This is a genomic window from Methylocystis echinoides (genome assembly GCF_040687965.1).
GTDB lineage: Bacteria > Pseudomonadota > Alphaproteobacteria > Rhizobiales > Beijerinckiaceae > Methylocystis > Methylocystis echinoides_A.
In genome coordinates this window covers 1-15,603 of sequence record NZ_CP156087.1, presented here as the reverse complement: position 1 = coordinate 15,603, position 15,603 = coordinate 1, and the positions used below count along the sequence as shown (strand labels likewise).

14 protein-coding genes and 3 pseudogenes are annotated in these 15,603 nt (G+C 58.1%); 4 read left to right on the top strand and 13 right to left on the bottom strand.

Annotation, left to right across the window (positions count from 1 at the left end):
• Positions 1–430: 430 nt before the first annotated feature.
• From RVU70_RS21010 to RVU70_RS20980, 7 genes are all read right to left on the bottom strand, one after another.
• Positions 431–931, bottom strand: coding sequence for a DUF2252 family protein (locus RVU70_RS21010; RefSeq protein WP_363352499.1), 501 nt, complete (start codon positions 929–931; stop codon positions 431–433).
• On the bottom strand, positions 906–1,652 hold the full coding sequence (locus tag RVU70_RS21005) for a DUF2252 family protein (protein ID WP_363352394.1): 747 nt from the start codon (positions 1,650–1,652) through the stop codon (positions 906–908). The genes RVU70_RS21010 and RVU70_RS21005 overlap by 26 nt, the downstream gene beginning before the upstream one ends.
• Before the next feature lie 1,421 nt (positions 1,653–3,073).
• Positions 3,074–3,319, bottom strand: a complete 246-nt coding sequence (locus RVU70_RS21000) for a hypothetical protein (protein WP_363352392.1) — start codon at positions 3,317–3,319, stop codon at positions 3,074–3,076.
• Between the two features lie 250 nt (positions 3,320–3,569).
• On the bottom strand, positions 3,570–3,809 hold the full coding sequence (locus tag RVU70_RS20995) for a helix-turn-helix domain-containing protein (RefSeq protein WP_363352390.1): 240 nt from the start codon (positions 3,807–3,809) through the stop codon (positions 3,570–3,572).
• A 55-nt stretch (positions 3,810–3,864) separates the two neighbouring features.
• Positions 3,865–4,703 (bottom strand): IS5 family transposase gene (locus RVU70_RS20990; protein ID WP_363352388.1). Its coding sequence is split into 2 segments (ribosomal slippage): positions 3,865–4,316 and positions 4,316–4,703, totalling 840 coding nucleotides; the frame shifts between segments, so codons are not numbered across the junction.
• Positions 4,640–4,927, bottom strand: coding sequence for a transposase (locus tag RVU70_RS20985; RefSeq protein ID WP_363352497.1), 288 nt, complete (start codon positions 4,925–4,927; stop codon positions 4,640–4,642). The genes RVU70_RS20990 and RVU70_RS20985 overlap by 64 nt, the downstream gene beginning before the upstream one ends.
• Before the next feature lie 658 nt (positions 4,928–5,585).
• Positions 5,586–6,413: a transglutaminase family protein gene (locus tag RVU70_RS20980; protein WP_363352386.1), complete on the bottom strand. Its 828-nt coding sequence runs from the start codon at positions 6,411–6,413 to the stop codon at positions 5,586–5,588.
• A gap of 318 nt (positions 6,414–6,731) precedes the next feature.
• On the opposite strand from RVU70_RS20980, the gene RVU70_RS20975 reads away from it, so the two are divergent.
• Positions 6,732–7,550 (top strand): N-formylglutamate amidohydrolase, encoded by an 819-nt coding sequence (locus RVU70_RS20975; protein WP_363352385.1) that lies wholly within the window; start codon positions 6,732–6,734, stop codon positions 7,548–7,550.
• On the top strand, positions 7,547–8,212 hold the full coding sequence (locus RVU70_RS20970) for a transglutaminase N-terminal domain-containing protein (protein ID WP_363352384.1): 666 nt from the start codon (positions 7,547–7,549) through the stop codon (positions 8,210–8,212). The genes RVU70_RS20975 and RVU70_RS20970 overlap by 4 nt, the downstream gene beginning before the upstream one ends.
• Here RVU70_RS20970 and RVU70_RS20965 read toward each other — a convergent pair.
• Complete coding sequence (locus RVU70_RS20965) at positions 8,184–9,254, bottom strand: IS4 family transposase (RefSeq protein ID WP_363352383.1); 1,071 nt, start codon at positions 9,252–9,254, stop codon at positions 8,184–8,186. The genes RVU70_RS20970 and RVU70_RS20965 overlap by 29 nt on opposite strands.
• A 117-nt stretch (positions 9,255–9,371) precedes the next feature.
• Between RVU70_RS20965 and RVU70_RS20960 the strand changes: the two are divergent.
• Positions 9,372–9,667 (top strand): annotated as a pseudogene (locus tag RVU70_RS20960) (transglutaminase family protein); the annotation flags it as partial.
• Between the two features lie 94 nt (positions 9,668–9,761).
• On the opposite strand, the pseudogene RVU70_RS20955 reads toward RVU70_RS20960, so the two are convergent.
• Positions 9,762–10,152 (bottom strand): annotated as a pseudogene (locus RVU70_RS20955) (VIT1/CCC1 transporter family protein); the annotation flags it as partial.
• A 1,225-nt stretch (positions 10,153–11,377) separates the two neighbouring features.
• On the bottom strand, positions 11,378–11,575 hold the full coding sequence (locus tag RVU70_RS20950; RefSeq protein WP_363352495.1) for a GcrA family cell cycle regulator: 198 nt from the start codon (positions 11,573–11,575) through the stop codon (positions 11,378–11,380).
• A 226-nt stretch (positions 11,576–11,801) separates the two neighbouring features.
• Between RVU70_RS20950 and RVU70_RS20945 the strand changes: the two genes are divergently transcribed.
• Positions 11,802–12,881 carry an IS630 family transposase gene (locus RVU70_RS20945; RefSeq protein WP_363352381.1) on the top strand — a complete coding sequence of 360 codons (1,080 nt, stop codon included), beginning with the start codon at positions 11,802–11,804 and terminating at the stop codon, positions 12,879–12,881.
• Positions 12,882–12,972: 91 nt separating this feature from the next.
• On the opposite strand, the gene RVU70_RS20940 is transcribed toward RVU70_RS20945, so the two are convergent.
• The 3 genes and pseudogenes from RVU70_RS20940 to RVU70_RS20930 all read right to left on the bottom strand — a co-directional run.
• Positions 12,973–13,401, bottom strand: a complete 429-nt coding sequence (locus tag RVU70_RS20940) for a phasin family protein (protein ID WP_363352378.1) — start codon at positions 13,399–13,401, stop codon at positions 12,973–12,975.
• Positions 13,402–14,010: 609 nt separating this feature from the next.
• Positions 14,011–14,442, bottom strand: a complete 432-nt coding sequence (locus RVU70_RS20935; RefSeq protein ID WP_363352493.1) for an ATP-binding cassette domain-containing protein — start codon at positions 14,440–14,442, stop codon at positions 14,011–14,013.
• A 192-nt stretch (positions 14,443–14,634) separates the two neighbouring features.
• Positions 14,635–15,603, bottom strand: a pseudogene (locus tag RVU70_RS20930) (SbmA/BacA-like family transporter); the annotation flags it as partial.

The following is a 15,603-nucleotide window of genomic DNA, read 5'->3' as shown; positions in this document are numbered from 1 at the left end:
GAGAATTCAGAGGCGTGTGAGGGTCACCGCCAGAATGATGACCATGGCCAACATGCAAATCGGAATCAGCCACCCCATTCGCCGCCTCCGTAGTGCGTCTGGTATTCCAGCCCCATTAATCATCCCAGCTTAGAGGCGGGATTCTGTCAAGCCCTTTTGCTGAAACCCTCAAGGCAATTTGTTAATTCCCCTTCTTGCATTTCAGTCCGTGCTCGATCGACATACTCTCCTTCAAGCTATCAGGCGACTCCTGCTTATGTCCAGCTGCTAAAAGCGCAGCCACAACATGCGCGCTTCGAGCAAAGGCTTTGAACGATGTAACTGTCGAGCCCGCGGAACCCTGTACATGACGCAATCTCGCAAGCGCCACTCTAGCGCAAGTTAGCCAAATAGCGCCGCTGCTGAGGTCGTCGTACTGGCGTGGAGGGCGCTAACGGACGCCACGGATAGGAGCCGTCAGAGCATATTGCCTGCAATGCTCGAGGTATGCGCGCTCGTGGAGCGCCAGAAGTTCTACAATACATTTCCAAAGCCAATTGGGCGCATCTAGGCTATCCAATCTATTCCGCGTTAATTCCTTGCGCCAGGATTCCCGGTTTAAACGATTCATCTGCCGTGCGTGCGCATGTCCTACGACGGCGGCAAGATATCTGGCGGCTGTTGTCGCCTCCTCGAGGGAGAGCGTCTCGATTTCAAGCTTAAGATCCTGAGGTCGCAACTCCCGCGCAACGATCGGTTTGCCTAGAAACGTCGCCGCCCGCATCCGCTCTCCGAGATAAGGCGCCAGACGCCGTGCGCCCGCGACTCCCCGTTCAGCAGGATTCATGCGCATACAAGACGAGCCTAGTCCCCGCGCCGGTGCAATTGCCTCCTTGAGATCGATGAGACAAAACTGCTTCGCCCGGTCATCCTCGTGAAGAGTGAGTAGCACCGCATATCGAAGCTTTGCCAAGCGAGCTACATCCTTTGACCCGGTAAGCTGCGTCTACGATCTTAAAGCCCGAGCGCTGATTCCTCTCCCTCAACATTGTCACCAGCTCTCGCATCTCCTCGGTGGCAAACAGCCGGTCGATTTCGTATCGCTCGGAATCAAAAATCGGCCAATAACGTTTACCTCGGGGAATACCGGCTTTGCTGTTGTGCATTTGCTTTTTTGCAAGCAATCGCCAACTTGAAGCGCGCGAAAGGCGAATAGAGCGTTTAACCGCCTTCGGCGGCTCAAGGGTGGGGAAATCATTCGAGCTTTCCGCAAAGGCCCCGATGTAGCCATCCATCATATGCTCGACCATGCGAGCAGTAACTACTCCGGGCAGATTCGAGCCCCGCGCCGCAGACGCAAGCGACAATCCAAGACGGACAAGGTCATGAGCGGGGTTACCGACCGCCGTATGGTCAAGGTCGCGAATCTGAACGTCGACATCTCCGACGGCATTCGCAACCGGGCCAAGGTTTCCAAGATGACAATCCCCACAGATCCAAATCGGCGGCCCCTCGGGCAACTCGCCCCCTTTGAGGCCATCGAGCCAAGTATAGAAACGCTCAGTAGAACCGCGGACATATCTCTGCGGTGAGGTCGCCATTTTCAGTGCTTTAGACGACGAAAGGAGAGCATCGCGCTCAGCATCGGACGTCGGTGTCTTAAACTCTTTCATGTCTCAGGATATTGCTCTCGCTGTGTTGCATTTTGAAGGGCACTAAGCCCATCAGGCCCAATGCGGTGGGGCATCAGAGAACCGTGCGCCAAACCAGCCACCGCGGGTGTACATGCCTGGACCGCTCAGCGCGGGCGCCTTGCTAAATAAATGCCACGATCGCACGCAATCGGGGTCGTGGCATACATGGCGCTCCCGAGCTGGGTTGCCCGTCGCTGAGCGCCCCCTATGAGACGCTACTCTGAAAGTACGCGTTGCCCTGCCTTCGGCGCGACCCACCGGTTCGATCCAATGGTTGGTATGGAGGAAAGCACCCGCGTGGCAGTATCGGCAAGCTCATATTTAGCTGTTGAGGAGCGGCAACGAGGTCTGCTTCGATTTGGACCCTCTCACGAGCGTCCAAAAGACTTCTGATACGATATTGAGGGCCTTGGCCGCCATCAGGCAGTAACTTCGTTACGCAGAATAACGGTCCATTGGGAGCGTGACACAGAACCCGCTCGCCCACGTGGAACCGGTGCCCAGAATGTTTCGCCATTCTTCCCATCCCCCAGCGGCCTCAACGGACCGCCGGCGCTTATTTTCGAAAGTAGCGTTTCCTTAACCCAACTCACCAGAAAGATGTTCCCCTATCAGCACTTCGTCGCCTGCTCAGCTTTGCGCAGGATCCTGTAGATCCGTTGCGGCGTGTCAGCGAAATCGCCTCCCTGGGTGGATGAGCGCTCCGCGCGGCCTCTGGCTTGGTCCCCCCTTGATGGCGCCCTATGACCGCTCCAAGTCGAATAGACATGTTTTTGGGAGACAGACAGATGAGAAAAAGCTTTAAAGTGGCCGGCGTAGTGATTGGCTTTAGCCTTACAGCGCCTCTGGCCTGGGCTGAAGTGCGCCATCCGGTCTATCTTGGGGAAACTTCGGGGCCAGCCGCAGGGAAGCCCGTTGAGCCGTCGGGCTCAATACAGAAAGAGAATACCGACATCGATCCAGCCGCGCCGTCAAATCCAAGCTCGGCGTCAGCAGGGGCGCCTGCGGTGGAGGGGAAGCAAGGCACTCAGAGTGGCAAATAAAGCTTAAGATCTTATCATCTGACAGATTGGCTTCACCGCGCCAATTCGGCTACGCCAGGGAAGACCGGGCCACTCTGCTCTCGCCTCCACGCAATAGCTAAAGAGTGGCACAGGCTCCCCGGCTGGCGATATCCTCATGTAGCTACCCCGCATCTGCCAGACACGCTTGTGGCCGCCCATTTTCCCGCGAGCCCCCTCGCGTATGCGGTGTATCCGCTTAGACGTATAGGCTTCGTCCACTTCGATGACCAGCCGGAGGCCCTTTGGCGCTTCTAACTGCAAGTGGCCGGCTGTATGGCAGCAGCCCGCCGCCGCATGCGAATTGCTCCCGCTGCAAACGCGCGGAATTCTAAAAATTCAAGGATTGAGCCGTCGCTTCAACGCGATGTCGACGGCTTGCATGAGCCAGACCCGCGCCTTTGCCTCGAACGCCGGCCAATCACGTTCGCCCTGGGCAATCAACCTATCTCCTTCCTGATCCCCATTCGAGTTCGTGACGCAAAGAACGCCATGAGTGTGGCCCGCTATAAACTCCTCTCGAAGAACCTCGATTGCAGCTTCGACATCGAACGGCAGCGCCCTGAGCTTTCCATCTTCCAGCACTAATAGATCGTCACTTCCCCGCCGATCGGTCGACCCTGCAAATCTGCCAAGGCAGCTCGAACACGAGCCCATAAGCCCTCATTGCCAGACTCAGGCGCGCCTAGGCGGGACATGAGGTCATCCAGCAATTCCTCGCATCGATCCAGCGCCTCCGCAGCCCTTATGGGATCTTCATTGTAATCCCATCCATGTGCTCCTGGTGACAAGGAGCTCGATTTCCACTTATGGTCTCTCAGGCGCCTGCTCAGCCTCATCCGTCCCTGCCATCTTCTTGTTTCAAGCGATAGCCTTTGTGCTGAATGGTCTGAATCACATGGTTTTCCGAGCTGGCCGCCAGTTTGGATCGGATTTTTCCGATCATTCTGGCCAGCCGCACTTTCGACTTTTGAGCCTTTTCAGCGAACACCTTTTCAATCAGTTCGTCGGCGCTAAAAATCTCACCGGGCCGCACGGAAAGCACTGCAAGCAGATTAAACTCCATCTCGTTCAATTTTACACGCGAACCATTTGGCGTGCAAACCTCTCTGAGAGTCGGTCCGGAGACTTCACGATTGATTACAGAGCCTTCTGAGCATGAGGCGAATGGAGGCGAGGTGCAAGAAAGCGAGCGCTTTTCGATTGAGATTTTCCCAATCCTTGGCCAATCGGTGACAACGGCCCAGCCAGGATAAGGTTCGCTCAACAACCCAACGCCTGGGCAAGACCTCGAAGCCTTTGGCCGCATCGGAACGCTTGACGATTTCTCTCACAAGACCCGGCAAGGCATTCTTCTGCGCCTCGCGAAATTGGGGACCCTGGTAGCCGCCATCGGCGAACAGTTTTTGAAGAAATGGAAACTTCCCGAACAATGTGCTCAAGACGAGAATGCCGCCATCGCGATCTTGAATGTCCGCGCTATGAACGACGGCGTGAAGCAGCAACCCTATCGTGTCGACAAGAATATGTCGCTTCTTGCCTTTGATCTTCTTGCCCGCGTCATAGCCATGGGGATCGATATGGCTCCCTCTTTTTCGGCGTTTTTCACGCTCTGGCTGTCAATGACGGCGGCCGTGGGACTGGCCTCGCGCCCTTCCGCTTCCCGGCACATAACATAAAGCACGTGGTGGATGCGTTCTAACGTCCCGTCATATGTCCAAAGATCGAAATAGCCATAAACCGTGCTTTTAGGCGGGAAGTCCTTTGGGATCGCACGCCACTGACAGCCTGTCGATAGGACATACATTAGGCCGTTCACCACCTCGCGCATATTCACCCTACGCTTGCCGCCGCCGCGCTTCGCAGGCGGGATCAGAGGTCCGACAAATCCCCACTCTGCGTCCGTCAGATCGCTGGGATAGCGCAACTTGCTGCGATCATAGCGGGCGCGATTTTCGTTCGTCCACATTTGGCGATCTCCAAAAGAATCAGATCGCCTCGTTGAATCATAACCGACTCATTCGACTCAACTTTTCTTCGGACAGACACTAAGAGGCGATGCCGGCTCAGCCAATCCGCCGTTTCTTCCGCCGAGCGTCCAGGCAGGACATCGACAACCACACGTCGTTCTGCATCTACCATCACAGTTCCATAACTCTGTCCCTTCCGCGACCTCCAATCGTCGATGCCCAAAACACGAACGTCGCTGGCGCCGCGCGCTACGCCCTTCGTCAAGTGCCGCAGGACGTGTCGTCGCTTGCTGGCATGCCGAGACGGTTATCTATCAGCCGCTCGCTCGGCTTACCTCCGGCGCCATGCGCAAATAGATAAAGAAGCCGGCTAACGCGAATGTCCGACGCGCATGTCGGACGGCGACGCCGAAAAGCTGATCGGAAAACGCTTTTCGCGCGCAAGACCCGTTCATACAACGCCAATGCGTCATGAGGATTCTCAATGCGACGATCGCGCCTTGCGCCGGGAGGTCCTGTAGACAGCGCGAATATCGACTGTGCCGCCGTCGTGATCGCGCGCCGCATGCCGGACAAGAGCCGATCTCCCGCGCAGTAGCTGAAATCACCCAGCGATCGCCCTCGCGTTCCACGGCCATAATTCTAGCCCAAGCGTCCACGTTGATTTTGCTTGCATATGGCTCAATAGCCGCCACAAAGTCACCAACCGGTAAAAAGACCGAAAACTGAGGCAGACCCAATAAGGTGCACTACCTCCTGCGAACCGGGGCATTCTTACAATTATCTGCAACGCGCGACACTTGCCATGGCGATAGCCGGCAGCTAAATTGCGGTCTCCTCCTACGGATTTTCCATTCGGATTTGAGAGCGGGCCGACCTCATCATGCATTAGCTCCAGCGGCTGACGTAACCTCCTCGGCAATGACTCTGAAGCCCGCAAGCGTACACGGGCCGAACGAGGTTACGATCGCGACGTCTGTCGCATCGCGTCCGCGCGCCATTAATACTCGGCCTATTCGCGGCTCGTTGTGACGGGCGTCGAATGTGTACCAACGTCCCCCAAGATAAACATCGAACCAAGCGCTGAAATCCATCGGAGAAGCGTCTGGCGGCACTCCGATGTCCCCGAGATAGCCGGTGCAGTAACGCGCTGGAATATTCATGCAGCGGCATAACGTAACTGCGAGGTGCGCAAAATCGCGGCACACGCCGCGTCGCTCGCTATGGGCCTGCCATGCTGTTCTTGTCGGGCTCGCGTGCTCGTACCCAAACGTGATGCGATCGTGGACGTAATCGCAGATCGCCTGCACCAGCGGCCAACCCTTCGGCAGCTGACCAAAAAGCGACCAGGCCAGATCTGATAGGCGATCAGTCTCGCAGTAGCGACTGCCGAGCAAATAGATCAAGACCTCGACCGGCAGGTCTTCGAGCGCGTGTTGCTCGGCCCCCGGGGCGATTGTGTCAGGCTCACCGTTATCCTGGACAAGGAAGTCCGAGGACATAGTGAGTCGGCCCGTAGGAGCGCGGATCACGTGGCAGAAATTGCCGAAGCTGTCATGATAGGTGTTGGCGTGAAGAGGCGGATCGAGTCGTATGCGATCCGGGGTCAGCAAATCGGGGACGCGTGACGGATGGACGCTCAACGTCAGAATCATGGGCGTTGGCTGCGGGCAATCATAGGAGATCTCGTAGCCTGCGCGAATCTTCATCGATATCCTCTCTGACCCGACCAATTCGAGCCTTGCCGGGCGTTTGCAGAAAAAACATGGAGGCTCGCGACTTGATTGCCAGATGTCTAGCGATTTCGCTAAGCGGGGGCGATATGCCAAGTCCGGTTCAGGGAGATTCCGGTCGTCATCGTAGCGCGGACTGAGCAGAATGCGTATAGTATCGCCTTGTGGCGTCTTGAAGCGGGTTTCGGCATTGTGTCCCCATGATAATAAAGCTTTGAGGGAAAGCAACTTCCCTGCCAGAGGTGACACTGGCGTCGATCTTAGCCGCCGCTCTTTCAACAAGAGAGAGTGGCGATGAACGAAACGACATACCGCCTTTTGGCGACCGACGAGTCGGCGCCGATCACAGTTCATAACGCTGACGGCCGGTCGCCGTTCCTGATTGTGGTGGATCACGCGGGCAATGCCATACCCCGCTCGCTCGACGGACTGGGCATTTGCGAAACCGAATGCGAACGCCACATCGCGTGGGACATTGGTATCGCGGCGGTTTCTCGCCTCGTGGCGGACGCGCTCGACGCCACTCTGGTGCAGCAGAACTATTCCCGCTTGGTTATCGACTGCAATCGCCCGCCCGGGTCGGAGACGTCGATTCCGGAAACCAGCGAGCTGACCTCGATACCGGGAAACATAAACTTGAGCGAGGCTTGGAGGGCCGCACGTTTGCACGAGATCTTCCAACCCTACCATGATCGGATCTCAATTGAGCTCGACCGGAGGCGGCGAGCGGGCCGACCAGCGGTCTTGATCGCCATGCATAGCTTCACACCGGTTTATATGGGCGTGGCGCGGCCCTGGCAATGCAGTATGCTCTACAATCGCGATCCGCGTTTTGCCCGTGTTCTCATGGCGCTCCTTAACCGCGAAGAGGGGATCCTCGTCGGCGACAATGAGCCGTACAGCGTGACCGATGCGATGGATTACACGATCCCGGTGCACGGCGAGCGACGCGACCTGCTCCACGTCGAGATCGAGATCCGCCAGGATCTGATCGCTGATGACATCGGGCAGCGAATGTGGGGCGCAAGACTCGCGCGTTTGTTGCCGGAAGCGTATCAAACGTTGGCGGCAGCCAGCGTGCCCATCAAACGCTCCGCCCCCGAACGCTCATGACGCTCCTGTCCGTCCGCCACATCACACGTTACACCTACAAGGCTCCGGTGCGCTTCGGCGACCACCGATTGATGTGCCGGCCCCGCGACAGCTTCGATCAGCGCCTGATCGACTTCCAGCTTGACATCCTTCCTCGACCCAAGGATGTCCGATGGCTCCACGATACGTTTGGCAATTGCATTGAGGTCGCCAGCTTTACCGATGAAGCCGACGAACTCGTGTTCGACACCAAAATCGTGCTCGATCATGAACCGACCCATGGACCGGAATTCCTGCTGGAGTCCTATGCACGGACATACCCCTTTGCCTATGGCGCAGAGGACATGCCAGATCTCAGCCGATTGATCGAGCGGCAGTATCTCGACACCGATCATCTCATCGACGGATGGGTGCGACGGTTCCTGCGCCAGGGGCGCCCAACGGAGACGGGCGAACTGCTGCTGACGCTGACGACCGCCATAAAGGAAAGCTTCGTCTATAAATCGCGGCTGGAGCGCGGGACGCAGGATCCTAAACTCACCCTGTTGACGGGGCGTGGGAGTTGTCGCGACTTCGCCATGTTAATGATGGAAGCCGTCCGTGCGCTGGGACTGGCTGCACGCTTTGTTTCTGGCCATCGTACTCGACTCTCCTTTAACCACGCATTGATTTCAATTGGTTAACAGGAAGTTTCGGGGATACGAGCTGTCGGAGGAAGACAATTATTTGAGGAGGATTTGCTGTGGCGGCGATTTTTCGTAACGTCGCGACGCCGAGGGCGAACAGCGACCATGCCCGGCGCCCATGCTTTTTGATTGGGATCGGACGAAGTCGCGCCGCCGCCACGCCGGTCTTGACGCACAGCGTCACGGTCAGCGCCAGCACGGCCAACAGGGTCGACAGCTTGCCGGGATTGGTGATGCGCGTGTCCTCCAGATTGAAGCCCTTGGTTTTGAGATTTGCGAACAGGGTTTCGATCGTCCACCTTTGGCGATAGGCGGCGAACGCCTGACGCGGTCTGCGGGAACACGCCAGCGCCAGAACCTCGTTCGTTGGCAAGCGCATCACGACGAGCCGCACCAGCGGCGAGCGAGGGCCGACGTTTTGCCCGAGCCGACACCGACCTTTGAGGATCATTTTCTCTCCCTTGTTCAGACGCCGCGCGATGTCGGCGATCGTCCATGTGGCGTAGCCCTCGCGCACGACATGCTGGTTCTCGCGAAGCCGCAGAACGAAGGGGATTTTCTTGGCGTGCAGATAAGCCATCCAGGCGTCGCCGATGAACTCTCGGTCGCCCATCAGCGAAGCAATTTTCAGATCCGGAATGGCGGCTCTCAAACGATCGAGCAGGTCCGTTCGCGCTTGCGTGGCGGAGTTCCCCGCCGACGGCAGCAGCGTCCAGATTAACGGGACGCCCATGCCGTTCCAAATCACCGAGATCATCAGAATGTTGATCGTGGTCTTGCCGAACTCCCAGTTGGTTCGATCCATCGCCAGAACCCATGGCTTGCCGCGCATCCCCAGCAGTTCGACAACCACCCGTGCCGTCATAGCGCCGTCCAGCTCGACGTGTTGGAAAAACCGATAGAACCGTCGCCGCACCGAGTCCGTTGTCGCCGCCGTCGCGACATTCGCGGCCAGCCGCCACAAGCAGATCGTCCCCTGCCGCATAATCAGCAATGTCAGCCACGCCAGCGTCTCGCGCCTTGTCGCGGACAGCGGCATGTGTTTGGATATCGCTGCGGATAAGGCGTTTGAGAAAGTATTCTGCATCAAGGCGATCCTTCGTTTGCCGACAAAGAATCGCTTTTCTGAATCGTCTCAACGCCTTATTCAACCGCGTCTAGTACGATGGTTTCTGGCTATCTTCATATCCCGAACGAGGCGACCGACGACTTCCAGGGCGGCGGGAATACGCACGCCTGGTGCCAAGTTTACTTGCCCGGTGCGGGATGGGTTGAGTTCGATCCCACCAATGGCATTGTCGGCAACAAAAACCTGATCCGCGTCGCTGTCGCGCGCGAGCCGCGTCAAGCGCTACACTATCGGGCACGTTCGAGGGCGCTGCAACGGATGCCTTGGACATGACCGTTTCCGTCGAGACACGGGAAACCAACGCGGGAAAGGAAAATCCATGATCGTTCGGCCGCCTGGGCGAACCATGGAAGAAGTGGCAAGCCAGCCTCAATCCTGGCCTGCCGCTTAGAAGACCCCTTCCGTAGTCTCAATGCTTCAGACCACTGCGCCGAAAACTTTCCCTAAACCGGCGGTTAACACCATCGCCAAGGCGCCAGAATGTCATTCTCACTGTTGCACGCGGAATATTTTCGCCCCCTGCTCTGGCTCCGATGGCGCCCAGGAGAGAGAGAGAGAGAGAGAGAGAGAAAGCCCAAAGACGCGCCGAAGACAATGGGGACGAGCAAATCAGTGGGTGGCAGAAGAACCATAAGCAAAGGCATGGCGGCGCCCAGTGAAAAGGTTGCAGCCAATGTCAGCGCGGCTTGTACGAGACGCGCTGTCGTAATTTCCGAAATCCCCAGCTCATCGCGCGAATGCGCGGTAAAGGCGTCTTTCCCATTGATTCCTCGGCAACCTGATACGCAAGAACTTGATCGAATGCTCGATCTCTGCGGGTCGATTGACGTGTTCGTGCACGCCGACACCCGGATAGGCTTGACCGGCAGCTATCACAATAGGTGCTGTCGATGAGCCGGTCCGCGTTGCACGGCGCGCTGACAGGGGTATTTCCTTGCATGCGTCACTTTCGACCAGAGCGGCGAGGGCGTCAAAAACTTCTTGCCATTCACATTGACGCAACTGTTCGCTGCGCGACTGTGGCTTCACGGTCATGGTTCATCGCAGCGTGTCAGAACTCCCCCGTTTCAGCAAGGCGTTCGTGCATGGCGGCTCGGCGTCAGCGTCAGCAAACCTCGAAGCCGAGCCGCCTTTTCGCCCCATTTGGCTACCCCCCTCTCGCCGCCGCAGTCGGGGCGGCCTATTTGCCCCCCGGGGTATCTCACATCGCTCCATCAGCCCTAGGGCCGCCGGTGCTGCATCAGCATCACAGCCCGCCGACGGCTTTGGTCGTCGCGACTTTCGTGTCAAGGAAAGGGACGGCGGGAGCGGCTCGTCGTCGTTGGCTGGCGGCGGGCCGCTTGCGCGTCTTTTATCAGACACCCTTGCTTGGTAATGCAGACGTCGCCGCGCGACCAAGAAGCGCGCGTCATCGCTCTTTCTCAGCCCGCCAAATACCCATTTGGCGGGCTCTTTGTTGCCCATGCACATTCAGAAAGCGGTCAGTGCCGATACGGCGCTTTCTCATAAGCGAGGCAGCGCGCCCGATGTTGAACCGCGGATGGCGATGATAGCCGGTGTGGAGGCCAAAGGGGCCGGTCTGACCGCTGCTGGCAAAATCCTGTAAAGGTACCCGGCCTTAGCCGACCAGCTCCGCATGAACATCCGCTCGACGCCGCCGCTAGCGGTCCAGCCGGTGCGAGTGTTGGAAAAGTTCGAATACCCACCCGACACGCCGCCATAGACGAAGCCGCCTTCGCCGTAGGAGGAGAAGGGTAAGCGTGACCGGGAAGCCGGCGCGGCCGCGGGCGGTGCCGACCCAGTCAAGCGCAATTCTAGTCGCCGAAGGGCGACAGGGGATTGATAGGCTCCGGGGACCAGCGGACGGATAGAGCGCATCCTTGTTGTTGCAGATCTGAGCTGCCGAGGTCGCGGACCCGCTTCAGGGATGTCAGTAAAAATAAGCCTTCTGCCGTTGGGAAGCCTTGTCGATAGTTGGATGTTTAACCCGCCCTTGCGGTAGGGAGTCTGCGGTCAGGAGGACGAAGCGGACTTCACGCAGTTTTGATTGTAGACATCAATGAATTTCCAGCAACAGGAATGCTCTTGGGCCGGTTCGGAGCGGATGCCAGCTTCTTGTGCGTCTCGCAATAATTTGTCTCCAACGAACAAGCACACCCGCAAAACCGAAACCTCTTGAAATCATGTTGGTCACCGATTGGCCAGCGGCACATGCCGGCGCGAAGCGCCATGAACATGACAGGACTTGACCCCAGTAGCGGCTTCCAGCTGTTGCTGCGCTCCTGGCGTGTCTGGAACAGTTCGCCATGGGGTCGATTGATCGCACTTTTTGTTTTGGCCATTTCGACTCCGAAGCCCTCACTCATGGGTGACTTAAAATTGTAGCTAGTGGATAAACTCTGACGTTTGAGTCCCGTTTTGGATTCCCGATTTCTGTTTAGCATGCGAGTCTGGCGCATGCGCACGGGAATTTCCATCAAAGCTTCGGCCGCTGATCGCAAGCGGCTCCAGACCATCGTCAAAGACCGCAATGCTGCGCAAAAGCACGCATGGCGAGCCGAGATCGTCTTGCTGTCCGCCGCCGGCGTCGGCACGAATGAGATCATGCGCCGGACAGGCAAGTCGAAGACCTGTATCTGGCGCTGGCAGGAGCGTTTCATGGAGGAAGGCGTGGAGGGCCTTCTGCGGGACAAGACCCGCCCTTCCCGTATCGCGCGCCTTGGGCAAGATATAGCGGAACGCATCGTCGCCCTGACCCAACAGGAGCCCCCTTTCGAAGCGACCCATTGGACGGGCGCGATGATGGCTAAGGCCGTTGGCGTCTCGGTGAGCTCGGTGCAGCGCATCTGGCGGGCGCATGGGCTTCAACCCCATCGCGTCCGAATGTTCAAGCTCTCGAAGGATCCCGAGTTCACAGCGAAGCTGCGCGACATCGTGGGGCTCTATCTCGACCCGCCGGCGCACGCCATCGTGCTCAGTGTAGACGAAAAGAGCCAGATCCAGGCGCTCGACCGCACCCAGCCCGGGCTGCCGCTCAAGAAGGGCCGCGCTGGGACCATGACCCATGATTACAAGCGCCATGGAACCACAACGCTGTTCGCCGCGCTCAACGTGATCAACGGCACAGTGATAGGGCGCAACATGCAGCGCCATCGGCATCAAGAGTTCATCCGCTTCCTCAACACCATCGAGGCCGAGGTTCCTGCTGGAAAGGTGGTGCATGTGATCCTGGACAATTACGCCGCCCACAAGCACCCCAAGGTGCGCCAATGGCTTGCCCGCCATGAACGCTTCAACTTCCACTTCACGCCGACTTCCTGCTCCTGGATCAACGCCGTCGAGGGCTTCTTCGCTAAGCTTACAAAGAGGCGGTTAAAGCGCGGCGCCTTCCACTCGGTCACCGATCTTCAGGCAGCCATCAACCGCTTCCTCGAGGAGCATAACGGCGAGGCAAAGCCCTTCACATGGACCGCCGACCCCGACAAAATTATCGCCGCCGTCAGACGCGGGCACCAAGCGTTAGACTCAATCCACTAGGACATCGGTCGCCCGCGCGACGACCTTGAAAAAAAACACCCGATCGGCCAATCGCTAAATCGAGTGTTCTTTTTTCTCGGATAGCGCCGCGCTAACTCGCGTTGAATCCGTTTTGACTCCCAGCAACCTTCGATTTCGGCGTCGAAGCAGCCCCCGAAGGTGAAATGGTGGCTAATGGCGGAGCGGCGGCTGATGGCTGCGCCGCCGGCGCAACATTGATGGGCTTGAAAGCTTCCTTGGCGAGGCTAGCGTATATTTCGCCGATCTTTGTGGCTTGCGTGATGTAATCTTCATAGACGGATTTGACGAAGTCCGACTGGAGCTGCATCGCCTCCTCGATCTTCTTCACGTTGTTCAGCCTTTCAAAAAGCACTCGGCTCTTTTCAAATGACTTCGTTGAATAGTCGATTATTTCGGCGGCAATGGCGTGAAGCCCCTTGGTCGATGAGGCAGTTGCCGCGGCAAATGCCTCGAACGGGGTGGTGCTGAACGCTTTTATCTCCGAGAAGTCTTTTGACATAAGGATTCTTTCTAGGGCTGGGTTGCGCACGCGCCATATTGTTTATGTGCATCGCACAAAAAAGTCAAGGAAATGCATTGCATTGCAGCAAAACGCGTTCAGCTTTTCATCTATTTCCATTCCAGGGACATGATCAGAATACCTTTCGCGTATATTTCCGTCGCAAGTAGGCGAGCGAGCGTTTCCTATCGTCGCTCCGTGCAGGCGTTGGCTGACTGAGTGACTTGTGTCCTCGTCGTGGAGCCGACTGGGTTTTTGTGAACTCATCCCTTCGGTAGCGGTTCGATGAGCTTTGGTTCGGTCCTGCATCGGCGTGGGCCCAAGGCTTACCATACCAGCCCCGCTACAGACTCGCTATTTATGTCAGCCGCCAAGGTTTACGGAGTAATTGGCTCGTTCTGAGCGGGGGCTACGACGACGAAGCTGAAGGGCTGCAAAGCGGCATATTGGCATGGTTCGTTATCACGCGATAGCTCGTCGGGCTTACGATGCGGGTCTCGCCTTGAGCTGAATCTCGCGGTGATAGAAATGCTTGTCTACATTGCGACGCGCGGCGTGTATGATGGTCGAGCCCGGTGCCCCTTCGCTGAGCAGTTCCATTAGCCGCGTCTAGCTGAGGTCGTCGAGCGCCGATGCGGGCTCGTCCATGATGATGATGTCTGGCGGTCTCAGCAGCACCCGGGCGAAGCCAAGCTGCTGCTGCTCGCCGCCGGAGAGCACATCGGACCAGCTCTGCTCCTCGTCCAGCCGCGACACGAGATGAGCCAAGCCACAGGCGGAGAGGATCTTTTCGATACGCGCAGGGTCGGGTGGGATGTCGTCGTGGGGATAGTCGAGCGCACCGCGCAGCGTGCCCCGCGGCATGTATAGCTGCTGTGGCATGAAAGCGATGCGTGCATCCCTTGGACGGAGAATGCGGCCGCTGCCCCAAGGCCACAAACCGGCAATCGCGCGGATCAACGTGCTCTTGCCGGCGCCAGAATCTCCCTTGACGAGAACCTTCTCGCCGCGTCCAATCACAGCATCAGTTTCCGCGAGCATCAACCTGCCATCATTCTGAGCGATGGAGAGTCCGCAAAGATGCAACGCGCCATCGTCGCTGAAGGCGAGATCGATCATGTTATCCTCGGCTCCGATTGCAATCTCGTCGAGGTTTTCGAAGAAGAGATCAAGGGCGGCGACGCGCCGCGCCGAGGCGAACCAGTCCGCGAGGCGCAGCGAATTATCGGCCAGCCAGTTGAGCGCAGATTGCACCTGTATGAAGGCTGCCGCCGCCTGCATGAGATCGCCGAGCGACATTTCGCCTGCGAGATATTTCGGCGCGCCGAGCATGAGCGGGATGACGGGCGCGAGCACGTTGTTGCCGCTCGACAGGAAGAGCATGCGCGCTTGCCGCCCGATCACCGCTATCCAGCGCAATGCGACCCGATCAAATCTCGCACAGCGCCGCTCCCGTTCGGCGTCGTCGCCGCCGATGAGCGCGATCGTTTCGGCGTTTTCTCGCGTGTGCGAGAGTTCAAAGCGAAAGTCCGCCTCGGCAGCTGCTTTCGCCTCGACGCACGCAACGAGCGGGCGGCCCAAAAGCAACATGCCGAAAGATGTCGAGGCGGAATAGATCACGACCGCGATCACAAGATAGCCCGGGATCGTCACGTGCCCGAGTGTCAGCGAGCCGCCGATGAACCACAGCACGTTGACGAAGGAGGCCGCCATGAGCAAAGCGTTCGTGACGCCGGTGGCGAAATCGACGAAGAGCTCGATGGAAACGCGTCCATCCTCGGCGATCCGCGCTTCCGGATTATCGACGAGCCGGAGGACGCTGAGTTGATAAAAGCGGCGGCGTTCCATTCAGCGCCGCACGAGCGTCTGCGTCAACCATTCGCGCCAGCGTAACTGGAGGCGCATGCGCGCCTGCAGAAGCGTGACGCTCGCCAACGCAGAGGCGACTGCCAGCGCGAGCATGAGGCTGATGCTGAGCAGGATCTGGCGCTGGTCCTTGTTCTGCAGGGCGTCGAAGAAGAACTTGTTCCATCGGTTCACCGCGATGGCGGGGGCGAGATTCAGTAGCAGGCACGCAAAGAGCCCCACCAAGAGCAAGATCGCCTTGCGGCGCGTCGGGCCGGTCCAGAAACCCAAGGAAACCCCTGCAAAGTGGCGCAGGAGCCGCGCGTCGGCGGCGGTTGGAATTAGGGTTTCAGACAT

Coding starts and splice junctions, on each gene's coding strand:
- RVU70_RS20970 (WP_363352384.1), top strand. CDS start 7,547: ATGACGCTCCTGTCCGTCCGCCACATCACACGTTACACCTACAAGGCT.
- RVU70_RS20980 (WP_363352386.1), bottom strand. CDS start 6,413: ATGAAGATTCGCGCAGGCTACGAGATCTCCTATGATTGCCCGCAGCCA.
- RVU70_RS20975 (WP_363352385.1), top strand. CDS start 6,732: ATGAACGAAACGACATACCGCCTTTTGGCGACCGACGAGTCGGCGCCG.
- RVU70_RS20935 (WP_363352493.1), bottom strand. CDS start 14,442: ATGCTCGCGGAAACTGATGCTGTGATTGGACGCGGCGAGAAGGTTCTC.
- RVU70_RS20965 (WP_363352383.1), bottom strand. CDS start 9,254: ATGCCGCTGTCCGCGACAAGGCGCGAGACGCTGGCGTGGCTGACATTG.
- RVU70_RS20945 (WP_363352381.1), top strand. CDS start 11,802: ATGCGCACGGGAATTTCCATCAAAGCTTCGGCCGCTGATCGCAAGCGG.
- RVU70_RS20950 (WP_363352495.1), bottom strand. CDS start 11,575: ATGGCGCTTCGCGCCGGCATGTGCCGCTGGCCAATCGGTGACCAACAT.
- RVU70_RS21005 (WP_363352394.1), bottom strand. CDS start 1,652: ATGAAAGAGTTTAAGACACCGACGTCCGATGCTGAGCGCGATGCTCTC.
- RVU70_RS20940 (WP_363352378.1), bottom strand. CDS start 13,401: ATGTCAAAAGACTTCTCGGAGATAAAAGCGTTCAGCACCACCCCGTTC.